4 protein-coding genes are annotated in these 2,418 nt (G+C 29.6%); 3 read left to right on the forward strand and 1 reads right to left on the reverse strand.

Annotated features, from left to right (window positions below; all coding sequences use genetic code 11):
• Nucleotides 1-2: 2 nt before the first annotated feature.
• Nucleotides 3-83, forward strand: a complete 81-nt coding sequence (locus ACOMA7_RS07630; protein WP_225349253.1) for an IS3 family transposase — start codon at nt 3-5, stop codon at nt 81-83.
• Nucleotides 84-141: 58 nt separating this feature from the next.
• On the opposite strand, the gene ACOMA7_RS07635 is transcribed toward ACOMA7_RS07630, so the two are convergent.
• On the reverse strand, nt 142-450 hold the full coding sequence (locus ACOMA7_RS07635) for a nucleotide pyrophosphohydrolase (protein WP_353485728.1): 309 nt from the start codon (nt 448-450) through the stop codon (nt 142-144).
• Nucleotides 451-484: 34 nt separating this feature from the next.
• Between ACOMA7_RS07635 and ACOMA7_RS07640 the strand changes: the two genes are divergently transcribed.
• The gene (locus ACOMA7_RS07640; protein WP_421393135.1) at nt 485-967 is read left to right on the forward strand and encodes a GIY-YIG nuclease family protein; all 483 of its coding nucleotides are present in this window, start codon (nt 485-487) and stop codon (nt 965-967) included.
• 33 nt (nt 968-1,000) lie between these two features.
• Nucleotides 1,001-2,266: a DUF2075 domain-containing protein gene (locus tag ACOMA7_RS07645; RefSeq protein ID WP_421393138.1), complete on the forward strand. Its 1,266-nt coding sequence runs from the start codon at nt 1,001-1,003 to the stop codon at nt 2,264-2,266.
• Nucleotides 2,267-2,418 lie beyond the last annotated feature (152 nt).

Below are 2,418 nucleotides of genomic sequence, written 5' to 3' on the forward strand. Positions count from 1 at the left end.
GGATTGATTATTACAATAATCATCGTATTAAAACAAAACTAGGCGGAAAGTCACCGGTTCAATACCGGAAACTTTCCGCCTAGGAAAAACAATATAATAATGTACAACTTTTGGGGTGCACATCACCTTAGGGTGTCTTTTTTATTTGTGAAATTTCCAACTTCGACCTTTATTAATGTTTATTTTGTCTTGTATAATATCATTAGGTTCAACATGTAGTTTTTCACACATGTAGTAACAATATATTAGTACATCAGCTAATTCTAACTTCAAGTTATCTTTTTCTTTAGATGATAGAGAATTATCATCTTTCTTCCATAGAAATATTTTTTCAACTTCAGAAGCTTCAATACCTAAAGCTCTAGATAAGGAAATGAGTGTATGATATTGATTCCAGTCTCTGTCGTTTCTAAATTCAATTAATTCTTGAATTATATCTTTATATTCCATAAAAAAAATCTCCTTTAAGGCAGGTGCACCATATATGTCAGATAGTGAAATAGCTAAACCAATCATTAGAAAATATGATTACAGTATTAATAGTGACATAAAACAGGAAATTTTGAAACAAAATAATACTAATGAAGAGCATGAATTAATAACTAGATTTCCAACTGTATACATAGTTATAGATAAAATTCGTGGTAATAAAAAGAAGTTCGGTCAATTTAAAGCATATGTTGGTGAAACCAACAATATTGTTCGAAGAACGGAAGAACATTTAAATAGCGAATCAGAAGACAGAACGGATTGGACAGAGTTAAATAATTCCAAAGATGCAAAAATAATTGTTATTGCGCATAAAGAATTTAATAAATCACTTACTTTAGATATTGAAAATCAATTAATGAAATATTTGCTTAGTGACGATGCCATTGGTGAACTTAATAATCGTAGATCAAATGACCAAGATTTGTATTTTACAAGAGATCATTTTAGAAATATCTTTCAAAATATTTGGGAATAATTATCTAAGAAAAATAAAGATATATTCCCGAGTGTGGATGATATTACCAATTCTGCAATTTTTAAAGCATCTCCTTTTCATAAGTTAACTGACGAACAACTAGATGCTAGAGATGAAATAATTGATAAAATAAAAGATATTCGAAAAGGACATAGCACGGATAATTTAATTATCATTAAAGGTTCTGCAGGAACGGGTAAGACGGTTCTATTAAGTTCTCTTTTTGCTGAACTTAATAAACCTGAAAATCAAGAAGCATATATGATTGTAAATCATGATCAACAAGTGAAAGTATATGAAAACATTGCTCAGAAAATAGGTATTAAAACAAGACTGGGCGATTCGATAGTTAATAAGCCAACAAAGTTTTTAAATATGCATCCAGTGGGAGATGAAAATTCAAAAATAGATATTGCTTTAATAGACGAAGCTCATTTGTTGCTTACTGAAGGTTACATGGTATATCAAGGATCAGGTCATTTAAAAGATATAAGAAATGTATCTGATGTGGTTGTAGCGGTGCTAGATCCTATGCAAGTTTTAAAGCGAAATGGTTATGTTGAAAAATCATTTTATGAAGACTTAATAAACAGAGCAAAATCAAACCATCAACTTATTGAATTATCTGAACAAAATAGAATGGATGCTTCAAAAGAAACCATAGATTGGATTGAAGACATTGTTACTAAGGATGAAATTAAAAAAATTCCATACGATGACAAATATGACTTAATAATTTTTGATGATATCAATGATATGTACGATGCAATCAAGAAGCATAATGATAGTATCGAGTCATTAACAAAAGGACTATCTAGAATGGTTGCAACTTATGATTGGAAATTTAAATCCAATAAATATCATAAAGTTGTTCAAGATGATGGTACTACTATTGATGATTTATGGAGAGTATCAATTGGTGATAAGTTTAATCTTCCTTGGAATTATCAATTACCTGCTGAGAAGAAATATCGAGGACTATCATGGGCAGAACAGCCTCAAACAATTAATGAAGTTGGTTCAACATTTACAATTCAAGGATTTGATTTAAATTATTGTGGTGTTATCCTTGGCCCATCAATTAAGTTTAGAAATGGTAAATTATTTTATGATGGATCAAAAAGCTATGATAGACAGGTTAAAGAAAAAAGAACAATGAAAAATGGTGAACAAAAGGATATATCATCTGAATTAATTCGTAATCAACTAAATGTTTTACTAAAACGTGGTGTTCACGGACTTTTCATCTATGCTGTTGATGATGAACTAAGAAAAGAATTGCTTAGACAAAGTAAGTAAATAAAAAGACACACTGTGAGAGGGTGTGAACTGAACCCCTTGAGTTGGAGAAATCTAACCTAAGGGGTTCTTTTATGTTTTCTAAAGAATTAAAATTAGCTGCCATTAAAGATTATTATAATGGTTTAGGATTTACAAAAATTATTAATAAG

It is taken from the genome of Apilactobacillus intestinapis (assembly GCF_049166695.1).
GTDB lineage: Bacteria > Bacillota > Bacilli > Lactobacillales > Lactobacillaceae > Apilactobacillus > Apilactobacillus kunkeei_C.

Bases quoted from the DNA above. Each gene is read 5' to 3' on its own strand.
- ACOMA7_RS07640 (WP_421393135.1), top strand. From the start codon at position 485: ATGTCAGATAGTGAAATAGCTAAACCAATCATTAGAAAATATGATTAC.
- ACOMA7_RS07635 (WP_353485728.1), bottom strand. From the start codon at position 450: ATGGAATATAAAGATATAATTCAAGAATTAATTGAATTTAGAAACGAC.